Origin of the sequence: Aeromonas sp. QDB39 (genome assembly GCF_027707585.1) — a bacterium.
Classification (GTDB): domain Bacteria; phylum Pseudomonadota; class Gammaproteobacteria; order Enterobacterales; family Aeromonadaceae; genus Aeromonas; species Aeromonas hydrophila.
In genome coordinates, this window is record NZ_JAPCIV010000012.1 from 36,678 (window position 1) to 56,384 (window position 19,707).

The 19,707-nt window shown below is 60.1% G+C and carries 14 protein-coding genes; 7 read left to right on the forward strand and 7 right to left on the reverse strand.

The annotated features are described in order from the left end of the window. Positions 1 to 176: 176 nt before the first annotated feature. Positions 177 to 2,435, reverse strand: a complete 2,259-nt coding sequence (locus tag PG899_RS08775) for a patatin-like phospholipase family protein (protein ID WP_077095231.1) — start codon at positions 2,433 to 2,435, stop codon at positions 177 to 179. Between the two features lie 237 nt (positions 2,436 to 2,672). Here PG899_RS08775 and PG899_RS08780 point away from each other — a divergent pair, with 237 nt between their 5' ends. The 3 genes from PG899_RS08780 (at position 2,673) to PG899_RS08790 (ending at position 6,666) form a co-directional block, all read left to right on the forward strand. Further along, positions 2,673 to 4,580, forward strand: coding sequence for a methyl-accepting chemotaxis protein (locus PG899_RS08780; RefSeq protein WP_179101296.1), 1,908 nt, complete (start codon positions 2,673 to 2,675; stop codon positions 4,578 to 4,580). 134 nt (positions 4,581 to 4,714) lie between these two features. Next, on the forward strand, positions 4,715 to 6,340 hold the full coding sequence (locus tag PG899_RS08785; RefSeq protein ID WP_179101297.1) for a methyl-accepting chemotaxis protein: 1,626 nt from the start codon (positions 4,715 to 4,717) through the stop codon (positions 6,338 to 6,340). A 143-nt stretch (positions 6,341 to 6,483) separates the two neighbouring features. Further along, positions 6,484 to 6,666, forward strand: a complete 183-nt coding sequence (locus tag PG899_RS08790) for a hypothetical protein (protein ID WP_077095234.1) — start codon at positions 6,484 to 6,486, stop codon at positions 6,664 to 6,666. On the opposite strand, the gene PG899_RS08795 is transcribed toward PG899_RS08790, so the two are convergent. From PG899_RS08795 to ampD, 6 genes are all read right to left on the reverse strand, one after another. Then, positions 6,663 to 7,619, reverse strand: coding sequence for a GGDEF domain-containing protein (locus PG899_RS08795; protein WP_045525666.1), 957 nt, complete (start codon positions 7,617 to 7,619; stop codon positions 6,663 to 6,665). The two genes, PG899_RS08790 and PG899_RS08795, sit on opposite strands and share 4 nt — an antisense overlap. Before the next feature lie 122 nt (positions 7,620 to 7,741). Continuing rightward, positions 7,742 to 9,169, reverse strand: a complete 1,428-nt coding sequence (lpdA, locus tag PG899_RS08800; RefSeq protein ID WP_017409445.1) for a dihydrolipoyl dehydrogenase — start codon at positions 9,167 to 9,169, stop codon at positions 7,742 to 7,744. Positions 9,170 to 9,318: 149 nt separating this feature from the next. After that, positions 9,319 to 11,226, reverse strand: coding sequence for a pyruvate dehydrogenase complex dihydrolipoyllysine-residue acetyltransferase (gene aceF, locus PG899_RS08805; protein WP_077095235.1), 1,908 nt, complete (start codon positions 11,224 to 11,226; stop codon positions 9,319 to 9,321). 113 nt (positions 11,227 to 11,339) lie between these two features. Then, a complete protein-coding gene (aceE, locus tag PG899_RS08810; RefSeq protein ID WP_077095236.1) occupies positions 11,340 to 14,000 on the reverse strand; it encodes a pyruvate dehydrogenase (acetyl-transferring), homodimeric type in 2,661 nt (886 codons plus the stop codon). Between the two features lie 79 nt (positions 14,001 to 14,079). Beyond that, positions 14,080 to 14,844: a pyruvate dehydrogenase complex transcriptional repressor PdhR gene (gene pdhR, locus PG899_RS08815; RefSeq protein WP_011707564.1), complete on the reverse strand. Its 765-nt coding sequence runs from the start codon at positions 14,842 to 14,844 to the stop codon at positions 14,080 to 14,082. A gap of 275 nt (positions 14,845 to 15,119) precedes the next feature. Continuing rightward, positions 15,120 to 15,692, reverse strand: coding sequence for a 1,6-anhydro-N-acetylmuramyl-L-alanine amidase AmpD (ampD, locus tag PG899_RS08820; protein WP_077095237.1), 573 nt, complete (start codon positions 15,690 to 15,692; stop codon positions 15,120 to 15,122). A gap of 147 nt (positions 15,693 to 15,839) precedes the next feature. Here ampD and PG899_RS08825 point away from each other — a divergent pair, with 147 nt between their 5' ends. The 4 genes from PG899_RS08825 to tapB all read left to right on the forward strand — a co-directional run bounded on the left by PG899_RS08825 (position 15,840) and on the right by tapB (position 19,646). Continuing rightward, on the forward strand, positions 15,840 to 16,310 hold the full coding sequence (locus PG899_RS08825; RefSeq protein WP_024944772.1) for a retropepsin-like aspartic protease family protein: 471 nt from the start codon (positions 15,840 to 15,842) through the stop codon (positions 16,308 to 16,310). 5 nt (positions 16,311 to 16,315) lie between these two features. Further along, positions 16,316 to 17,173 carry a carboxylating nicotinate-nucleotide diphosphorylase gene (gene nadC, locus PG899_RS08830; RefSeq protein WP_077095238.1) on the forward strand — a complete coding sequence of 286 codons (858 nt, stop codon included), beginning with the start codon at positions 16,316 to 16,318 and terminating at the stop codon, positions 17,171 to 17,173. 322 nt (positions 17,174 to 17,495) lie between these two features. Further along, entirely contained in the window at positions 17,496 to 17,936 is a 441-nt protein-coding gene (locus tag PG899_RS08835; protein ID WP_077095239.1) for a pilin, read from the forward strand. 3 nt (positions 17,937 to 17,939) lie between these two features. Beyond that, the gene (tapB, locus tag PG899_RS08840) at positions 17,940 to 19,646 is read left to right on the forward strand and encodes a PilB family type IVa pilus assembly ATPase TapB (RefSeq protein WP_029302067.1); all 1,707 of its coding nucleotides are present in this window, start codon (positions 17,940 to 17,942) and stop codon (positions 19,644 to 19,646) included. The last annotated feature ends 61 nt before the right edge of the window (positions 19,647 to 19,707 follow it).

Below are 19,707 nucleotides of genomic sequence, written 5' to 3' on the forward strand. Positions count from 1 at the left end.
GTCCTTGCGGGACACCCGTAGGGTGCCCCCCACTATATAAGTTTTAACGACTAATTAAAATCCAAAGCCTGTACAGATATTCATCAAAACAACATAACCATCTAAAGTTGCTGGTGTTTTACAAACAGATAAATGGCACACCAGAAATAAGTTAACAAAAAGGCATCATTTTGCCGTTATTCGAATGTGCTGCCCAATTGCAGATAGAACATGTCGTTGCCCCCCTCCGCCATGCCGTAGCCGAGGAAGATGGGGCCGAGGAAGCTCTCCACCCCCACGTAGACGGAGCCGGCGGTGAAGGAGCTCTCCATGCTGATGTCTTCACCCTTGTCCCACACCCCGCCCTGCTCGAGGGAGCCGCCCAGATAGAGCGGCGCCCGCAGCGCGCCGAAGTCGTTGTCCGCCACCCGGTAGATGTAGCGCAGCCCGCCAAACAGGCTGTAACGGCCGCTCAGCTGATAGCGCTGGAAGCCGGACATGCGGAACAACCCGCCCAGATCCTGCACGAACAGCGGCAGCTCTTCCTGGGAGGTAGAGCCCCCACCCTCCAGCAACAGGTTCAGGCTGTGTCTGTCCCAGGACCAGGGCTTGACCATCGCCAGGTGATAGTTGACCCCCTCATAGCGATCATCTATGTCACTGTTATTATCCAGCCGGACGGCGGAGTACCCCCCCTTGATGTCCCAGTAGGCGCCCTGATAGGGGAAGTAGCGGCTGTCTAGGGTATCGTGCTCGAAGCGGACATAGGGGCCCCAGGAGGAGGCATCCACCTTGGCATCCGCCACGTTGCGCACATCGATGTCGCCCACCTTCCCCTCCAACCCGAGCGAGAGGCGGCTCCAGGGCTGGCGATTCCAGCCCACCGCCAGATCGACGTTGGTGAAGTTGTACTCGGCGTCGACATAGCTCACCTCATTCGCCGCCCGCGTCTCCTCGGGGATGAAGATACGACGCTGGGTCTTGTCATAGGCCAGGCTCGCCTCGCCAAAAAAGGTCTGGGAGGGCTCCAGCGGGGTGTAGAAGTCAGTCTTGAAGTGCTTGGCGGTGCCGAGCGATGCCTCGGTCAGCCACTCGGCCCCCCAGTCGTTGACGTTGGTGAGGGTGTAGGACATGCCCACGTTGTAGTTGGAGCTGCTCTCGAAGTCATCGGAGAAGCCGAACTGGAAGTTGAGGTAGCCCGGCCCCCAGTTCTTCTCGCTGGCGTCCACCACCAGCACGTTCTCGCCGCCCCGCTCCTCCACCTCGTAGGTGATGCGATCGAACGACTCCAGCGCATAGAGCCGGCGAATGCCCGCCTCCAGGCTCTCGTTGGTCTGGATCTTGTCAGGCCGCACCTTCAGCATGGCATGCACCGTCTCGTCGGAGAGACGGGACTTGTTGATGATCTCCACCTTGTCGATGTAGTAGGCGGGCTGGCCGCTGCGCTCGGCGCGCCGGCTCAGCTTCTGGTTGCGATAGGCGGCATAGGCGGCGGGCGACAGAGAGAGCGCATCCAGCTGGGCCGAGGCACGGTTGGCCACCTGCTCCCCGAGCTTGATCCCCTCCGGCATCAGGGCGAAGTCGGCGATACCCATGTTGCCGAACTCAGGCGTCAGCAATACGTCTCTGGGCCCCATCAGCGCCTTCTGTTTCTCGGTGCCGACCTGGGTCATGTAAGTGGTGAGCTGATCGATCATGGCCAGCCCCGACTTCAAGGACTCGCGGGTGCGCAGCTTGGCGCTGATGTCCACCGCGATCACCACGTCGGCCCCCATCGCCTTGGCCACGTCCACCGGCATGTTGTTGACGGTGCCGCCATCGGCCAGGATGTGGCCCTCCCACTCCACCGGCTTGAGAGCGCCGGGAATGGACATGGACGCCTGCATCGCCTTGGCGAGGCTGCCGTGGTCCAGCACGAAGGGGGTCACCGTCTCCATGTCGGTGGCCATGGCGCGATAGGGAATGGGCAGATCGTCGAAGCTCTTCTGCACCGGCAGATTGGAGGTGGCGTGGCGCAGCAGGCTGGCCATGGACTGGCCCTGGAAGAAGCCGTCGGGGAACTGGACCGAGTCGCCATTGATGCCGATGTCGGTGCGCAGCTGATACTGCTCGCTCTGCTGCTTCTTGCGCAGGGAGAGCTCGTCACGCCCCACCTTGTCCTGATAGCCCTTGTTCCAGTCGATGGCCAGGGTGGTGCGCTCCACCTCTTCGGCGCTGAGTCCCATGGCGTACATGCCCGCCACGTAGGAGCCCATGCTGGTGCCCACTATGATGTCGACCGGGATGCGCTTCTCTTCCAGCACCTTGAGGATGCCGATGTGGGCCGCCCCCTTGGCACCACCGCCGCTGAGCACCAGGGCAATTTTGGGCCGCTCGGACTGGGCCGCCGCCATCAGCGGCAGACAGGCCAGCAATATCAGGAACAGGGGGTTCCATCCTCGACGAAAGATGCGCATATGATTTTCCATTGAATCCAGGGCGAGCCAGCTAGGCAGTGAAGCCTACTATAAGGGGCGGCCGGCGAACCGCAACAGTTCGCAGGGGATATCGGCACGCATTGCGACGCTGGCCGCCCATGCGGCGATGTGAGCGCAAACGTAATCCGTCAATAAAGTGGGTCGGCCTATCAAGGGTGGCGCCGGGCTGCCGCTAATATGTCCTCAATCCCGTGTTCACACACCCGAGTCACTCCTATGCTTGCAAGCCTGACACTCAAACAGAAAATCCTGGCCACGGTCACCCTGGCCGTGGTGCTCTCCTGCCTGCTGGTAGGCTACTTCAGCCAGCGCTCGGCGCAGCAGCTGATCGAAAGCCGCATGTTCGAGCAGGAGCTGCCCAACCTGACCCAGCGCATCGGCAAGGAGATCGAGAAGGATCTCACCTCGGTCGCCGGCGCCGCCAGACAGCTGGCCAACGATCGTTTCGTGCTGGACTGGGTGGCCCGCGGCATGCCCAAGGAGCAGGAGTCGATCCTGATCGACCAGCTCAAAGACATGGCAGCCCAATACGGGCTGGTCACCGCCTCTTTCGCCGATCGCCAGAGCGCCGCCTACTACAACCAGGATGGCTTCCTGCGCAACCTCACCCCGGAGCAGGACGCCTGGTTCTACGGCTACACCAAGAGCCAGCAAGACCTGATGCTCAGCATCTTTCGCGAGAGCAACGGCGAGGTGAAGCTGTTCGTCAACTTCCAGCAGCTCAATGGCCGCGGCCTCGCCGGCCTCGCCAAGTCCCTCGACAGCATGGTCAGCATGCTCGCCAACTTCCGCATCGGCGACAGCGGCTTCGTGTTCATGACCGACGGCAGCGGCAAGGTGAAACTGCACCCCGACGCCAGCCGCATCGACCGTGACAACCTGGCCCAGCTGGCAAGCGGCAGCGGCAACCTGCTGAACAAGCAGTCCTTTGCCGCCACCCACGCCGAGATCGACGGTCAGCCGGTGGTGCTGGCCAGCAGCTACATTCCGCTGCTCGACTGGTATCTGGTGGCCCAGGTGCCGGAAGCGGAGATCTATGCCGAGCTGGACCGGGCCCGCCTGCACATCCTGCTGGTGAGCCTGGCCATCGCCGTCGGCATGGGGCTGCTCGGCATGCTGCTGGCCGGCTCGGTGAGCCGCCCGCTCAACCAGCTGGCCCGCCTGTTCCGCGAACTCGGCAGCGGTGACGGCGATCTGACCCAGCGCCTCAAGGTGGAGGGGCGGGATGAACTGGCCCAGGTTGCGACCGGCTTCAACAACTTCGTCGCCAAGATCCACGGCTCCATCGAGCAGGTGGCGAGCAACTCCCGCCAGCTCGCCGCCACTGCCAACGAGGTGGCCGCCAAGGCTCAGCTGACCCAACACAACTGCACCGCCCAGCGCGATCGCACCGTGCAGGTGGCCACCGCCATCCACGAAATGGGCGCCACCGTGAGTGAAATCGCCGGTAACGCGTCTCTGGCGGCCGATGTGGCCAAGCAGGCCAACGAACAGGCCGACGCCGGCGCCTTGGTGGTAGCCCAGGCCCGTCACGGCATCGTCGGCCTCTCCGGCGAGATTGAACAGGTGGCTGGGGTGATCGAGTCGCTGGCCAGCCAGACCGACTCCATCGGCAGCATCCTCGACACCATCCGCAGCATCTCGGAGCAGACCAATCTGCTGGCGCTCAACGCCGCCATCGAGGCCGCCCGCGCCGGGGAACAGGGCCGCGGCTTCGCGGTGGTGGCCGACGAAGTGCGCAACCTCGCCAGCCGCTCTGCCGCCTCCACCGCCGAGATCCAGGGCATGATCAACCGGCTGCAGGAGCAGAGCGCCCGCGCCGTCAGCGCCATGGCTCAGGGCCGCAACCAGAGTCTGGAAGTGGTGACCCAGGCTGACGAGGCCAACGGCGCCCTCGGCCAGATCACCGCCCACATCACCCAGATCAGCGACATGAACATCCAGGTCGCCACCGCCACCGAGGAACAATCCAGCGTGGTGGGCGAGATCAACCGCAACGTGGAAGACATCAACCAGCTCACCATGGAGACCGCCGACATCGCCCACCAGCTGACCGAGTCGAGCCGCAGCCTGCAGCACCTCTCCGGCGAGCTGGACAAGCTGGTCGGCAACTTCCGACTTTAAGACTTCTGACATCATAAGGGGGCGCTATGGCGCCCCTTTTTGTTGGCTATTTGTTAACAAAAACTCAAGTTGGTGCCAAATCCGTCGATTTATACTCTGATAATTCACATCGTCATGATCAGCGAGGAAAACCCATGCTAGAAGGTAAACTGACGCTCAAATTGCAGCTGATCCTGGCTGTCACCGTGCCCTGTCTCGCCCTGCTGCTGGTGGGCGGTGCCAGCCTCAAGAGCATGGGCACCATCCAGCAACAATCCACCGAGCTTTACCAGAACACCGCCACCCCCATGCGCGCCATGGCGGAGGTGGTGTCGCGCATTCCCCGCATGCGGGTCGGCATCGACATGATGCTGCTGCAGGATACCTCCCTCAAGGATGTGAAGGGGGTGATCACCCGGGTCAAGGAGAGCCGGGAGGAGGACATTCCCGAGATGCGTCAGGCCATGCAACAGGCCGTCACCGCCCAGACCGACCCCGCCGCCAAAGCCAATGCCCAGCAGCTGCTCAGCCAGTTCGAAGGGATGGCGAGCAACGAGCTGGCGCCCATGCTGCAGGCGCTGGAACAGGGCGACATGGAAGCGGCAAGGGGCATCTATCGGGATCGCTATACCGTCACCTACGGCACCATGCGCAAGGATGCCAACGCCCTGCTCGACGGCCTGATCCAGCAGGCCCAGCAGCGCCATCAGCTCGGTGAACAGAGCTATGCCAGCGGGCGGCTGCAGATGATCAGCATCATCACCGGCGCCATCCTCATCTCGCTGCTAGTCTCGGTACTCATCCTGATGAACCTCAAGCGCCGGGTCGGCTTCCTGCAGCAGTACATCGGCTATGCCGCCGAACACCTGGCGCTGGATTCCCGTGCCCAGCTGAACGGCAATGACGAGCTGGCGGAGATCACGGTGAGCTTCAATCACTTCGTCAGCAAGATCCACAGCGCCATCGAGCAGGTGGCCCGCAACTCCCATCAGCTGGCCGCCACGGCTGACGAGGTGGCCGCCAAGGCCCAGCTGACCCAGCAGAACTGTACCGCCCAGCGCGACCGCACCGTGCAGGTGGCCACCGCCATCCACCAGATGGGTGCCACCGTCACCGAGATCGCCGGCAACGCCTCCCTCGCCGCAGAAGTGGCGAGACAGGCCAACGAGCAGGCGGATGCGGGTGCCGGCGTGGTCGCCCAGGCGCGCCACGGCATCGTCGGTCTCTCCGACGAGATTGCGCAGGTCGCCGGGGTGATCGAGTCGCTGGCGACCCAGACCGACTCCATCCGCAGCATTTCGGAGCAGACCAACCTGCTGGCGCTCAACGCCGCCATCGAGGCGGCCCGCGCCGGTGAGCAGGGTCGCGGCTTCGCCGTGGTGGCCGACGAGGTGCGCAACCTCGCCAACCGCTCCGCCGCCTCCACCGCCGAGATCCAGGGCATGATCAACCGGCTGCAGGAACAGAGTGCCCGCGCCGTCAGTGCCATGACCCAGGGCCGCAGCCAGAGCCTGGCCGTCGTCACCCAGGCTGACGAGGCCAACGGCGCACTCGGCCAGATCACCGCCCACATCACCCAGATCAACGACATGAACATCCAGGTCGCCACCGCCACCGAAGAGCAGTCGAGCGTGGTCGGCGAACTCAACCGCAACGTGGAGGACATCAACCAGCTCACCATGGAGACCGCCGACATTGCGCACCAGCTGACCGATGCCAGTCGCGGCCTGCAGCAGCTCTCCGGCGAGCTGGACAAGCTGGTCGGCCACTTCCGTCTGTAGCTTTTGGCTGCCTCGGCACGACTTGCCAGAGGGCGCTGCGGCGCCCTCTGTCGCCACCACGGCAGGCCGTGACGCAGGGGCTTTGCGCCGCCTCCACCCACCTCTGAAAATGCCCCATAATCAGGAAAATAAGAGGAGGAGTTATGGGCAAGCTGGTAGTGATGATCTTGCTGAGCGGTCTGCTCAGCGCCTGCAGCAGCGGGCCGGTACGGGTACACAGCGCCGACGTGAGCGTGGACGATACCCGGATCCGGGTCAGCGACGGGGATCGAGGGGGTTACGGTACCTTCTGTCCGCCGGGACAAGCCAAGAAAGGGCGCTGCTAGCGCCCTTTTTTACAGTCATACATCTTCTGGTCCGCCTGCTGCAGCAGTTGTTCCAGCGCTGGTGGCGAGCGTCCGTCATAGTGTCCGACACCGATCGAGCAGGCCAGCTGATAGGGTTTGCCGCTCTCCTGATTAAAGACAGCCAGAGCCTCGGCAAAACGGGCCAATACCCTTGTTATCTCAAGAGGCCCTGAACCCAGCAGCAGCACCGCAAATTCATCGCCCCCCAGCCGGGCAAAAATATCCGCCTCCCGAAAAACCCGGCACATCAGACCGGCCATCTGTTGCAAGGCATCGTCACCCACATCGTGCCCAAGCTGGTCGTTGATCTCCTTGAAACGGTTGAGATCGATGAACAGCAGGGTAGCCTCCCGCTCCTGCCGGTGAGCCAGTTGCAGACATTTTTGCGCCAGCAGCATGAAGCCGCGCCGATTGGTGATACCGGTAAGGTCATCAAGCGTAGCCAGCTGGATCGCGGCCAGCTCGCGCTCCACCATGCCGGCCAGATCCGTCAGCAAGCCCTGTTGGCGCGAATCCAGCAGTCGCGGCTTGCGGTCAATGATGCACAGAGTGCCCAGCTTGTAACCTTCGCCAATCTGTAACGGGCAGCCGGCATAGAAGCGGATATGGGGTTCACCGGATACCAGCGGATTATCGGCAAAGCGCAGATCCTGCCTGGTATCCTCCACCACGAACAGACCATCACCGAGAATGGCATGCCCGCAGAAAGAGACGTCGCGCGGTGTCTCCTGCACCGGCAAACCACAACAGGACTTGAACCACTGCCGGTTTTCATCCACCAGCGACACCAACGAGATGGGCACATCAAACATGCTGCGCGCCATCCTGGTAATCCGATCGAAACGCTCTTCGGCGGAGCTGTCGAGAATGGAGATCCGGCGCAATGCATCGAGGCGCAATCTTTCATTGTCAGGGATAGCCGGTGTTTGCATGGCTGACTCCAGCAAGTGATATGGAAGTCACTAGCATAGCAACCAGCCCCGAACAAATCTCATCTATATACAAAAACAAAAAAGCCGCTCGATTGAGCGGCTTTTTTACAGGCAGAAGCGAATCACTTCTTCTTCTTGGCCTTGGCGTTCGGCAGGTCGGTGATGGAGCCTTCGAACACTTCGGCTGCCAGGCCCACGGACTCGTGCAGAGTCGGGTGAGCGTGGATGGTCAGCGCGATGTCTTCGGCGTCGGCACCCATCTCGATGGCCAGACCGATTTCACCCAGCAGTTCACCACCGTTGGTACCGACGATGGCACCACCGATGACGCGGCCGCTCTCCTTGTCGAAGATCAGCTTGGTCATGCCGTCGGAGCAGTCGGACGCGATGGCGCGACCGGAAGCCGCCCACGGGAAGGTGGCCACTTCGAAGTTCAGCCCTTGTTGCTTGGCTTCCTTCTCGGTCAGACCAACCCAGGCCATCTCTGGCTCGGTGTAGGCGATGGACGGGATCACTTTCGGGTCGAAGTAGTGCTTCTTGCCGGCGATGACTTCGGCAGCCACGTGGCCTTCGTGCACACCCTTGTGAGCCAGCATCGGCTGACCAACGATGTCACCGATGGCGTGGATGTGCGCCACGTTGGTACGCAGCTGCTTGTCCACCTCGATGAAACCGCGCTCGGTCACGGCAACGCCGGCCTTCTCGGCATCCAGCATCTTGCCGTTCGGCACACGACCTACGGCAACCAGCACGTTGTCGTAACGCACCGGCTCGGCCGGGGCGTGCTTGCCTTCGTAGGAGACGTACAGGCCGTCTTCACGGGCTTCAACTGCGGTGACCTTGGTCTCCAGCATGATGTTGAACTTCTTGGCCACGCGCTTGGTGTAGATCTTGACGATGTCTTTGTCGGCAGCCGGTACCAGCTGGTCGGCAAATTCCACCACGTCGATCTCGGAACCCAGGGAGGAGTACACGGTACCCATCTCCAGGCCGATGATGCCGCCACCGATAACCAGCAGCTTGCCAGGAACGGTAGTCAGCTCCAGCGCATCGGTAGAGTCCCATACGCGCGGATCGTCATGCGGAATGAACGGCAGCTTCACCGGACGGGAACCGGCAGCGATGATGGCGTTGTCGAAGGTCACGGTGGTTTTGCCGTCGGCACCTTCCACTTCCAAGGTGTTCGGGCCGGTAAATTTACCGAAGCCGTTAACAACCTGTACTTTACGCATCTTGGCCATGCCAGCCAGTCCGCCGGTCAGCTGGTTGATGACTTTCTCTTTCCACAGACGGATCTTGTCGATGTCGGTCTGCGGGGCACCGAAGACGATGCCATGCTCGGCCAGCGCCTTGGCTTCTTCAATGACTTTGGCGACGTGCAGCAGCGCCTTGGACGGGATGCAACCCACGTTCAGGCAGACGCCACCCAGGGTGGAGTAACGCTCGACGATAATAGTATCCAGACCCAGATCGGCTGCACGGAAGGCAGCGGAATAACCGGCAGGGCCAGCACCCAGTACTACGACCTGGGTTTTGATTTCTTTACTCATCATGACCTCTTTGTCGTTCTTATATCCCCGGACAGCGCAGTCTTAAACCAGAACGAGGCGGCTGCAGCCGTGAAAAAAACGGGGCAAGTTTACAATCCTGTTAACGAAATGAGAAGTAAAAAGGGCAGGCTCTGGGCCCGCCCTCTCACTTACAGGACCAGTCGACGAACGTCGGACAGCACGCCGTTCATGGTGGTGATGAAGCGAGCTCCATCGGCACCATCGATGACGCGGTGGTCGTAGCTCAGGGCCAGCGGCAGCATCAGGCGCGGCGCGAATTCTTTGCCGTTCCACTTCGGCTTCATCTCGGACTTGGAGACGCCCAGGATGGCCACTTCCGGCGCGTTGACGATCGGGGTAAAGCTGGTACCGCCGATGCCACCCAGGCTGGAGATGGTGAAGCAACCGCCCTGCATGTCGGCAGCGGTCAGCTTGCCGGCACGGGCCTTCTTGGAGATCTCGGCCAGATCACGAGACAGCTCCATGATGCCCTTCTTGTTGACGTCACGCACCACGGGCACAACCAGACCGTTGGGGGTATCCACCGCCACACCGATATGGATGTACTTCTTCATGATCAGCTTGCTGCCATCTTCGGACAGGGAGCTGCAGAAGCGCGGGTGAGCTTCCAGCGCCTTGGCGGCGGCTTTCAGGATGAACACCAGCGGGGTGATCTTCACGTCAGCCTTCTGCTTCTCGAGCATCGCGTTCTGCTCTTTGCGGAACGCTTCCAGCTCGGTGGTATCGGCTTCGTCGAACTGGGTGACATGGGGGATCATGACCCAGTTGCGGTGCAAGTTCGGACCGGAGATCTTCTGGATGCGGGTCAGATCGACCTCTTCCACATCACCGAACTTGCTGAAATCGACCTTCGGCCACGCCAGCACACTCATGCCGTTGCCGTTGCCATTGCCAGTGCCTTGACCTGCAGCCGGAGCGGACTCGGCGCGCTTGACCGCATCCTTCACGTAGGCTTGCACGTCTTCTTTGACGATGCGGCCCTTGCGACCGGAGGCTTTAACCTTGGCCAGGTTGACACCGAACTCACGAGCCAGACGGCGCACGGCCGGCGAGGCGTGTACGTAGGCATCGTTGGCAACGAAGTCAGAGGCAGCAGCAGCCTGGGCAACCGGAGCCGGAGCTGCGGCAACAGGGGCAGCAGCGACCGGGGCGGCAGCCTGAGCAACCGGGGCAACTGCGGCGGCCGGAGCAGCACCAGCCACTTCGAATACCATGATCAGGGAACCGGTGGAGACCTTGTCACCCGCCTTCACCTTGATCTCTTTGACCACACCGGCGAACGGCGCAGGCACTTCCATGGAGGCCTTGTCACCTTCCACGGCGATCAGGGACTGGTCGGCTTCAACCTTGTCACCCACGGCAACCATGATCTCGGTGACTTCGACTTCGTCGCCACCGATATCCGGTACATTGACTTCTTTGGCAGCGGCGGCAACCGGGGCAGCAGCCACGGGAGCGGCAGCCTGGGCCGGTGCGGCAGCAACGGCAGGAGCGGCGCCAGCCACTTCAAAGACCATCACCAGGGAACCGGTAGAGACCTTGGCGCCAGCAGCGACCTTGATCTCGACCACACGGCCCGCGAACGGTGCCGGCACTTCCATGGAGGCCTTGTCACCTTCCACGGCGATGATGGACTGGTCGGCTTCAACCATGTCGCCCACGGCAACCATGATCTCGGTCACGTCCACTTCGTCGTCACCGATGTCCGGCACGTGCACGTCTTTGCGAGCGGCAGCAGCAGGAGCGGCGGCCGGGGCGGCTGCAACCGGTGCAGCGGCCTGAGCCGGCGCAGGTGCGGCAGCACCTTCGGCTTCGAAGACCATGATCTGGGAACCGGTGGCAACCTTGTCACCCACCTTGATCAGGATCTCTTTGACGATACCGGCGGACGGGGCCGGTACTTCCATGGAGGCCTTGTCGCCTTCTACCGCGATGATGGACTGATCGAGCTCGACCTTGTCACCCACGGCCACCATGATCTCGGTGACTTCAACTTCATCGGCGCCGATATCCGGCACCATAATCTGTTTGGACATTGTGCTTTATCCTCTTGCGTGCATCCGCGTGACCGACTGCTGTCACGCGTCTCTCGCGTTAACCTTTGCAAGGTCGTGCCGGGCAGCGAGTCCCGGCACGACACTTGATCCTCTTACGCGTACAGCGGGTTGACCTTGTCGGCATCGATGCCGTACTTGGCGATGGCGTCGGCCACAACCTGCTTGTCTACCTCGCCGCGCTTGGCCAGTTCGGTCAGGGCAGCAACCACAACGTAGAATTCGTTCACTTCGAAGTGACGACGCAGGTTGGCACGGCTGTCGGAACGGCCGTAACCGTCGGTACCCAGCACGCGGTAGTTCTCGGTCGGTACGAAGGCACGCACCTGATCGGCGAAGGACTTCATGTAGTCGGTCGCGGCGATGATGGCTTCAGAACCCAGTACCTGAGCGATGTACGGTACGCGAGCATCGGCGTTCGGGTGCAGCATGTTCCAGCGATCCGCGTCCTGACCGTCACGAGCCAGCTCGTTGAAGGAGGTGACGCTGAACACATCGGAGCCGATGCCGTACTCGCTGGCCAGGATCTGGGCGGCAGTGCGCACGTGACCCAGGATGGAGCCACAACCCAGCAGCTGTACCTTGGCCTTGGTGCCGGCCACGGTTTCCAGCTTGTAGATACCCTTGCGGATGCCTTCCTCGGCGCCTTCCGGCATGGCCGGCATGGCGTAGTTCTCGTTCAGGGTGGTGATGTAGTAGAAAACGTTCTCCGGCTTCTCACCGTACATGCGACGCAGACCATCCTGTACGATCACCGCTACTTCATAGGCGTAGGACGGGTCGTAGGAGACGCAGTTCGGGATGGTGTTGGCCAGGATGTGGCTGTGACCATCTTCGTGCTGCAGACCTTCGCCGTTCAGGGTAGTACGACCGGAGGTCGCACCCAGCAGGAAGCCACGGGCTTGCTGGTCACCGGCAGCCCACGCCATGTCGCCGATCCGCTGGAAGCCGAACATGGAGTAGTAGATGTAGAACGGGATCATCGGGCAATCGTTGGTGCTGTAAGAGGTCGCAGCAGCCAGCCAGGAGGACATGGCGCCCAGCTCGTTGATGCCGTCTTGCAGAACCTGACCCTGCTTGTCTTCCTTGTAGTAGGAGACGATATCGCGGTCTTGCGGGGTGTACTGCTGACCGTGCGGGCTGTAGATACCGATCTGGCGGAACAGACCTTCCATACCGAAGGTACGAGCTTCGTCAGCCAGGATCGGGACGATGCGCTTGCCGATGGACTTGTCTTTCAGCATCACGTTCAGGGAACGCACGAACGCCATGGTGGTGGAGATTTCGCGCGCCTGTTCACCCAGCAGCGGACCGAAAGCATCCAGCGCCGGGATTTCCAGCTTGGTGGTGCTCTCGCGCAGACGGGTCGGTACATAGCCCTTCAGCGCGGCACGGCGGGCGTGCAGGTATTTGTGCTCTTCGGTACCCTCTTCGATCTTCAGATACGGCAGGGTTTCCAGCTGCTCGTCGGTGACCGGCAGGTTGAAACGGTCACGCAGGTGACGCACGGAGCCCAGATCCATCTTCTTGACCTGGTGAGCGATGTTCTTGCCTTCGGCCGCTTCACCCATGCCGTAACCCTTGATGGTCTTGGCCAGGATCACGGTCGGCTTGCCCTTGGTCGCTGCAGCCTTGGAGAAGGCGGCGAACAGTTTGCGAGGATCGTGACCACCGCGGTTCAGGGCGAAGATCTCCTCGTCGGTCATGTCTTTGACCAGCGCGGCGGTTTCCGGGTAACGGTTGAAGAAGTGCTCACGCACGTAGCCGCCATCGCGGGACTTCATGGTCTGGTAGTCACCGTCCACGGTCTCGTTCATCAGCTGGATCAGCTTGCCGGAAGTGTCTTTCTTCAGCAGCTCATCCCATTTGCGACCCCAGATAACCTTGGTGACATCCCAGCCAGCGCCGGAGAACAGGCCTTCCAGCTCGTTGATGACCTTGCCGTTGCCGACAACCGGACCATCCAGACGTTGCAGGTTGCAGTTGACCACGAACACCAGGTTGTCGAGCTTTTCACGCACGGCAACGGTCAGGGCGCCCTTGGCTTCCGGCTCGTCCATCTCGCCGTCACCCAGGAAGGCGTAAACGGTCTGCTCGGAGCAATCCTTGATGCCACGGTCGGTCAGGTACTTCAGGAAGCGAGCCTGATAGATGGCGGCGATGGGGCCCAGACCCATGGAGACGGTCGGGAACTGCCAGAAGTCCGGCATCAGTTTCGGGTGCGGGTAGGAAGGGATACCCTTGCCATCCACTTCCTGACGGAAGTTGTCCAGCTGCTCTTCGGTCAGACGACCTTCGGCGAAGGCACGAGCATAGATGCCCGGGGAGATGTGACCCTGGAAGTAGACCAGGTCGCCACCGTCCTTCTCGCTGCGAGCGCGGAAGAAGTGGTTGTAGCAGACTTCGTAGATGGTCGCGGAAGAAGCGAAGGAAGACATGTGACCACCCAGGTCCAGGTCTTTCTTGGAGGCGCGCAGCACGATCATCATGGCGTTCCAGCGGATGATGGCGCGAATGCGGCGCTCCATCTCCAGGTCGCCCGGGTAGTCCGGCTCTTCGCTGGACGGGATGGTGTTGATGTAATCGCGGTTTGCCTTGGCAGCCACGTCCACACCGCTTGCGCGGGCTTTCTCGGCCAACTGTTCAAGGATGAACTGAGCGCGTTGGGGACCCTCTTCACGCAGCAGGGATTCCAGAGAGGCAAGCCACTCCAGCGTTTCTATCGGGTCCACATCGTTCTTCAGGATATCAGACATGGCTGGTTCCTATTTTGTTGTGATTGCACGGCATTGCACGGCGAAGGGCGCAAGCATTCGACAATAAAGCCTTGTGGGATTAGTTTTCCTGCTGACGGATCCGACGCATGGATCGCTGGATCCGGCTGTCTTCCCTCTGCATATCCAACAAGGTGTCCTCGATAAAGGCCAGGTGCTCATGACAAGCTGCCCTGGCCCGCTCCGGAGCCCCCGACAGGATAGCCTCGATCAGATGCGCGCGATGGCGACGGATCTTGGCGACCACTCCCGGACGGCGATTCAGAATTTCGTTATTGCGTAAAATGTTCTGCTCAAGCATGGGGCCCATGGCCCGCAGCAGATGCAGCAGCACCACGTTGTGGGACGCCTCGGCCACCGCCAGATAGAACTGGGTGACGGCAGCGGATTCGCTGACCAGCGAGCCTTGCTGGCCAGCCTCCTCGATGGCGGACTGCACCTGACGGATGCGCTCGAAATCGGCGTCAGTACCCCGTAACGCAGCATAGTAGGCGCAGATGCCTTCCAGTGCGTGGCGAAACTCCAGCAGGTCATACTGGGCTTCCGGGTGAGTGCTGAGCAGCTCGAACAGGGGATCGGCGATCCCTTTGCTCAAGGCGTTTTGTACGTAAGTGCCGCCGCCCTGACGACGATACAAGAGTCCTCTTGCCTCGAGGCGCTGGATGGCTTCGCGCAGCGAGGGGCGCGATACCTGAAACTGGATGGCCAGTTCCCGCTCGGGCGGCAACTTCTGGCCCGGCTGCAAACTGCCTTCCAGAATCATCTGTTCCAGCTCGGCGACAATGGCGTCGGCCAACTTGGGTTGAGTAATCTTGAGATAGGGCATGAGGCTGCTTTGTTAAATTGGTATTACCAATTTCATGAATGGGGCGAAAATTAGCAGAGGGCATGGGAAAAGTCCACCCAAAAGATGATCTGAATCAAGAATCAACCTTGCCACTTAAGGGGTAAAGAGAGGGATTTATGATTTAGCTCATAGAAATTGGTCAGACCAATATTTTTGACATCGCTCACAGGCAACATTTGATCAACAGCCAGTAAAAATGGCCTGCCATAAAGGCAAGCCATTGTTTTAAAAACACAAACTTATTTTTAGAATAATTACTTAAAGTTGAGTGCCTGACGGTAACGCGGCCATTCGAAACTGTCACCCGGATCCGTCTTGCGCCCCGGCGCTATGTCGCAATGGCCGACGATGCGATCCGCCGTAATGGCGGGGTAATGGCTAGACAAGGTTCGGCTGAGCCCGATCAATGCCTCGTATTGTGCATCCGTGTAGGGCTGCTCATCGGTCCCTTCCAGCTCGATCCCGATGGAAAAGTCGTTGCACGCCTCGCGTCCCTGCCAGCTCGATACCCCCGCATGCCAGGCTCTGGCACCAAACGGCACATATTGCACCAGCTCACCGTCGCGCCGGATCAGGCAGTGTGCCGAGACCCGCAGCTGATGGATACCGGCAAAATAGGGATGAGCGTCGGGATCGAGTCGCCCAAGGAAAAGATCATCGATGAAGGGACCGCCAAACTCGCCAGGCGGCAGGCTGATGCCATGCACCACCAGCAGGGAGATATCGCTCGGGGTGGCCCGCTCGTTGTGGTGCGGTGATGGCACCTTGCGGGCTTGCTCACACCAACCGTCTGAATCAATGGAAAATACTATTTTTGGCTGAGTCATTGTCTACTCGCTCTGCAATGGAATGGCGCATCTGGCAACACTGGACGGGCAACAAGGCGATCCACCTCTCAGGCTCATCGCAGTCGCCTCATGACAACGGGCAACTGTGGTAGGCTGGGCCATCTTCCGCTCGACTCAGGAAAGGATATGCACCCGATGGCACGCCGCTTCTGGTTGCTGGCCTGGCTCTCCCTGATGGGATTGCTGACCCTCTATTTTCATGCCCGCGAACAACCATCAGTCACCGCCAGCGGCGACCTGCTGCTCAAGGCCGATGCCAGCGGCCACTATCGTCTGGAGGGTGCCATCAACGGTCAGCCGGTGCAACTGCTGCTCGATACAGGAGCAACCCGCATTACCGTGCCACAACAGGTCGCCGAGCGGCTTGGCCTGACCGCCCGCGGCAGCAGCCAGGTCAATACGGCAGCCGGCTTTATCCGGGTCGGCAACGGCACCATCGAAACGCTGGCGATGGGACCACTGACCTTGTACGATCTGGCTATCTTCATCAATCCGGCAGCGGCTGGCGACGAGGTGCTGGTAGGCATGAACGCCCTCGGCCGGCTGGAGCTGGTTCAAAAGGAGCGGCAGTTGCTGCTCAGACCTTTGCAGGAATAAAAGGCATGCTACAACAGGACATCCGCCGCGCCGTGCGCGCCGCACTACTCGAAGACTTGGGCGATGCCCTCACCCCTTTGGATCAACCGGATGCCGGTGCCGACATCACGGCCCAGTTGATCCCGGCGGATCGCCTCGCCAGCGCCAGGGTCATCACCCGCGAGGCTGGTGTATTTTGCGGCCAGCCCTGGGTCGATGAGGTGTTTGTCCAGCTTGGTGGCGAAGTCAGAGTTGAATGGCTGGTACAAGATGGCGAAGTGCTCTCCCCCAATCAGGAACTGTTTCGCCTGCACGGCCCGGCCCGCGTGTTGCTGACCGGTGAGCGCAATGCCCTCAACTTCGTGCAGACCCTCTCCGGAGTGGCCTCTCTTACCGCTCGCTACGTGGCCGAGTTGGCAGATACCGATTGTCGGCTGCTCGATACCCGCAAGACCCTGCCGGGACTGCGCAGCGCCCAGAAGTACGCTGTCACTTGTGGCGGTGGCAAGAACCACAGGATCGGCCTGTTCGACGCTTACCTCATCAAGGAGAACCACATTATTGCCTGTGGCGGTATCGCTGAAGCAATCAGTGAAGCGCGCCGTCTCAACCCGGGTAAACCGGTAGAGGTAGAAGTCGAATCCCTGGTCGAGCTGGAGCAGGCCTTGGCTGCCGGCGCCGACATAGTGATGCTGGATAACTTCGACATTCCCATGATGCGCGAGGCGGTTGCCCTCAATCAGGGCCGGGCCAAGCTGGAGGTATCTGGCAATGTCACGCTGGATACCCTGGCTGACTATGCCGCCACCGGCGTCGATTTTATCTCGGTCGGCGCCCTGACCAAGCATGTCCGCGCCTTGGATCTCTCCATGCGATTCATCTAGCCGCAGAGGCATCATCATTCCCCCGTCTTGTCGCTGACATATAACAAGATGAAGGACTTGCAAAAGGCGCCACGGGCGCCTTTTCTTTAAGGCAGGATCCCTCGGCAAAGGAGTGTGAGATGGACCCATCCCCGCCAGTAAAAAAGAGTCGATAGGGACTCTTCATCCATGATTTATATCAAAATTTTCGCAAATGACAGAAAGATTGTTAACAAAGACCCCGGCCTCTGTTGCCAAGTCAAACAGCTCGGATAAGATACTGACGTGTGGATAGTTTTCCACCGGCACTTCCCAGGAACCAAGGACAAAAAGGATATTTGAAATGAAGAAACAATCAGGCTTTACCCTTATCGAATTGATGATCGTGGTCGCGATCGTCGCCATCTTGGCCGCCATCGCGCTGCCGGCGTATCAGACCTACACAAAAAAAGCAAAGTTCTCTGAAGTAGTTACAGCAACAGGAGCGTTTAAAACTGCAGTTGAAGTGTGCGCACAGAAAGATGGGGCACTAACCAATTGCGCGACAGCAGGTACAAATGGAATTCCTGCTGCTGTAAGTGCCTCTGCATCTGCCAATAGCTACGTACAGTCAGTTGATATCGCTCTCTCTGGAACTGCTGTGCAGATAACTGCTATGGGCAAAGTCCCTCCTTTTGCCTCAGGTGAAGAAACCTATATCCTCGAAGGTAACTATGATGGGGGAAGGGTCATATGGACAAATGCTGCGAGTGGTAGCACTTGTTCGGCTGCAGGTATCTGCTAATACATGACTTCTAGTCCCAATAGCGGCTTGGCGTTAAGCCTGGCCGCCTCTTCCCTGCTCAGTGAGTCCGACTCACAACGCTATCTGAGCCAAGCCAAGGCACAGCGCAAACCTTTTGTGACCTTTCTGATCGAAAACGAAATCCTCGACAGCAAAGCATTGGCGGACTTCTGCGAGCTGGAGTATGGGGTACCTCTGCTGGATCTTGCCGCCTTCGACCTGGCCGAGATCCCGCAGAAATACCTCAATCAGAAGCTGATTGAAAAACATCATGTCCTGCCCATTTACACCCAGGGGCACACCCTCTATATCGCCATGTCGGATCCCACCAATGTCTCTGCACTGGAGGATTTTGGTTTCAGCTTCGGGTTGCATACCGAAGCGCTGCTGGTAGAGGAGAACAAACTCACCACAGCCATCGGCAAGCTGATGGAGAGCGATCAGGATGCCCTCGGCATGGAGGACATCGACGAATCCGAGATCTCCGAACTGGAAGTGTCTGACGAGGGATCGCGGCTCGACGAGAGCGTCAATACGGCCGACGACGACGCCCCCATCGTCAAATACATCAACAAAATCATGATGGATGCCATCAAGCGCGGAGCCTCCGACCTTCACTTCGAGCCCTATGAGACCAAATACCGCATCCGCTTTCGGATAGACGGGATCTTGCATGAAATAGCGACTCCACCAGTCAATCTGGCCAACCGCTTCTCGGCTCGCCTCAAGGTGATGGCACGGCTCGATATCGCCGAGCGGCGACTGCCCCAGGATGGTCGCATCAAACTGAAGCTGTCGCGCAACAAGTCGATGGATATGCGGGTCAATACCCTGCCCACCATGTGGGGCGAAAAGATCGTTATCCGTCTGCTCGACTCCTCCGCGGCACGTCTCAATATCGAGCAGCTCGGTTTCGACGATCGGCAGAAGGCGCAATATCTGCGTGCTCTGTCGAAGCCCCAGGGCATGATCCTGGTGACCGGCCCTACCGGTTCGGGCAAGACGGTTTCCCTCTATACCGGTCTCAATATTCTCAATACCACCGAGGTCAATATCTCCACCGCCGAAGATCCGGTGGAGATCAACCTGCCCGGCGTCAATCAGGTGCAGGTCAATCCCAAGGCAGGGCTGACCTTCGCGAGCGCCCTGCGCTCTTTCTTGCGCCAAGACCCCGATGTGGTCATGGTGGGTGAAATCCGGGATCTGGAAACAGCCGAAATTGCCATCAAGGCCGCCCAGACAGGTCACCTGGTGCTATCCACCCTGCACACCAACTCGGCGGCGGAAACGCTGACCCGGATGATGAACATGGGGGTCCCCGCCTTCAATATCGCCTCCTCGGTCACCCTGATCATGGCTCAGCGGCTGGCGCGTAAATTGTGCGATCACTGCAAAGCCCCCGAAGTGGTACCCGAGGCTGAGCTGCTTGAGCTGGGTTTTACCCAGCAGCAGCTGGCCGCTGGCTTGCGGCTGTTCAAACCGGTTGGCTGCAAAGAGTGCTCGGGTGGCTACAAGGGCCGGGTCGGCATCTACGAAATCATGCTAATGTCTGAAAACATCGCAAAATTGATCATGCAAGGGGCCAACTCTCTGCAGATTGCCGCCATCGCCCAGAAGGAAGGCATGCGTACCTTGCGTACCTCCGGCCTTGAGAAGGCCCGCCTGGGGGTGACCAGTCTGGCGGAGATAAACCGGGTAACAACCAACTGACAGAGTCTATCGCTCAGCCGATTCATCCAGGTGCCGCCGGCCCTGGCGATTTCCATCAGGC

Excerpts from the sequence above, each read along its gene's own strand:
- PG899_RS08835 (WP_077095239.1), top strand. The coding sequence starts at position 17,496 with ATGAAGAAACAATCAGGCTTTACCCTTATCGAATTGATGATCGTGGTC.
- aceE (WP_077095236.1), bottom strand. The coding sequence starts at position 14,000 with ATGTCTGATATCCTGAAGAACGATGTGGACCCGATAGAAACGCTGGAG.
- PG899_RS08795 (WP_045525666.1), bottom strand. The coding sequence starts at position 7,619 with ATGCAAACACCGGCTATCCCTGACAATGAAAGATTGCGCCTCGATGCA.
- PG899_RS08790 (WP_077095234.1), top strand. The coding sequence starts at position 6,484 with ATGGGCAAGCTGGTAGTGATGATCTTGCTGAGCGGTCTGCTCAGCGCC.
- aceF (WP_077095235.1), bottom strand. The coding sequence starts at position 11,226 with ATGTCCAAACAGATTATGGTGCCGGATATCGGCGCCGATGAAGTTGAA.
- PG899_RS08780 (WP_179101296.1), top strand. The coding sequence starts at position 2,673 with ATGCTTGCAAGCCTGACACTCAAACAGAAAATCCTGGCCACGGTCACC.
- pdhR (WP_011707564.1), bottom strand. The coding sequence starts at position 14,844 with ATGCCCTATCTCAAGATTACTCAACCCAAGTTGGCCGACGCCATTGTC.
- tapB (WP_029302067.1), top strand. The coding sequence starts at position 17,940 with ATGACTTCTAGTCCCAATAGCGGCTTGGCGTTAAGCCTGGCCGCCTCT.
- PG899_RS08775 (WP_077095231.1), bottom strand. The coding sequence starts at position 2,435 with ATGCGCATCTTTCGTCGAGGATGGAACCCCCTGTTCCTGATATTGCTG.
- ampD (WP_077095237.1), bottom strand. The coding sequence starts at position 15,692 with ATGACTCAGCCAAAAATAGTATTTTCCATTGATTCAGACGGTTGGTGT.
- PG899_RS08825 (WP_024944772.1), top strand. The coding sequence starts at position 15,840 with ATGCACCCGATGGCACGCCGCTTCTGGTTGCTGGCCTGGCTCTCCCTG.
- lpdA (WP_017409445.1), bottom strand. The coding sequence starts at position 9,169 with ATGAGTAAAGAAATCAAAACCCAGGTCGTAGTACTGGGTGCTGGCCCT.
- nadC (WP_077095238.1), top strand. The coding sequence starts at position 16,316 with ATGCTACAACAGGACATCCGCCGCGCCGTGCGCGCCGCACTACTCGAA.
- PG899_RS08785 (WP_179101297.1), top strand. The coding sequence starts at position 4,715 with ATGCTAGAAGGTAAACTGACGCTCAAATTGCAGCTGATCCTGGCTGTC.